The organism is Sinomonas sp. G460-2 (assembly GCF_047759905.1).
GTDB lineage: Bacteria > Actinomycetota > Actinomycetes > Actinomycetales > Micrococcaceae > Sinomonas.
Map to the genome: position 1 here is coordinate 1 of NZ_JBKZWT010000545.1, position 1,278 is coordinate 1,278.

A 1,278-nucleotide genomic window follows, 5' to 3' on the forward strand; every position below is an offset into this window, starting at 1 on the left:
GGGATCGCCAGGGCGTTCGCGCTCGAACAGCGGCAGGACGCGGGCCGCGGCCTCGGCTGCGAGCAGGGCGTGGGCGCGGTGCTCGGACTCGCTCTCTCCTCCCGCGGCCATGGATGTCCTCGCCTCGCTCAGATCCCGCCGCGCTTGACGGTTGTGGTATTCGCCGTGTGGATCGCGCGGAGCAGCTTGGCCGGGTAATAGAGCGAGAAGATCACGACCATGGGCGCCTTGAGGGCCATCTTCTTGACGTTGTGCGCCTTGTACGTGCGGTCGAAGCGCGTCACGTAGTAGCGGTAGTCCCGCGGCGAATCCTCGAGCCGGCGCGCAGACATCCCCGAGACCATGTTGGGCCAGTACTGGATCCGCAGCTGGTGCTCCGCGAGGTGCAGGGAGAGGTCGATGTCCTCGTGCAGCTCGTCGCGCTCGTCGAGGCACACCTCGCCGCGGATGGTCTCCCAAGCCCCCCGGCGGAGTGCCATGTTGGAGCCGAAGAGGAAGTGGTACTGGTGCTTGGCGAGCTTGAGCATGAGCTGACGGACCTTGTCGTCAGCCTTGAGCCCGAAGCGGCGCATCGGCATGTCGTAGTAGACCACGGGACCGGTCGCGGCCTCCACGGACGCATCGCTGAAGGCCTTGACGACCTCCTCGACCCAGTCCGGCTCGAGGAGCGAGTCCGCGTCGATGCGGCCCAGAATGTCGCCGCGGGCGGCGTCGAGGCCGAAGTTGCGTGTGGGGATGAGGCCCTGTGCGAGGTCTTGGCTCAGGAGCCGGATCCCCGCCTCGGGGTACTCCGCCTGCATCTGCCGGACGATTGCCGCGGTCGAATCCTTGGACATGTTGTCCACAACGATGATCTCGAGCGCCGGCACCGACTGGTAGATGGCGGCCGTGACGCACTGGCGGATCACGCTCTCCTCGTTGTACGCCGGGATCACGATGGACACGCCAAGGCGTCCGGTCGTGTACGACGACGACGACGGCGAGGAGGCGGGTTCGGGAGCCATCAGCGTCAAATCTAGCAAAGCAATGGAGGGGATCCGCCTTCCGGCGGATCCCCTCCCTGTGCGGCGCCCGGCGCCTTGCGAGGTTCGGCTACGACTCGGACGCGGTTTCGTCCGAGTCCTTGCTCGCGTTGTGGATGTTGCGCATTGCGGCGGACGCGTCGCTCGCGACGTGCTTGGCCTCGCTCTTGGCCTCGTCGCTGGCCTCCGCGTCGGAGATCTCGTCGCTCTCGGGGCCCATCGAGGTCTCGCTCGCGGGCACGGGGGCCGGCTCCGC

The 1,278-nt window shown here is 67.4% G+C and carries 2 protein-coding genes; both read right to left on the reverse strand.

From position 1 onward, the window contains the following. Window positions 1-128: 128 nt before the first annotated feature. Entirely contained in the window at window positions 129-1,004 is an 876-nt protein-coding gene (locus ACLN58_RS22315) for a glycosyltransferase (RefSeq protein WP_415857392.1), read from the reverse strand. 88 nt (window positions 1,005-1,092) lie between these two features. After that, the coding region (locus tag ACLN58_RS22320; RefSeq protein ID WP_415857393.1) for a hypothetical protein at window positions 1,093-1,278 on the reverse strand (186 nt) is incomplete at its 5' end.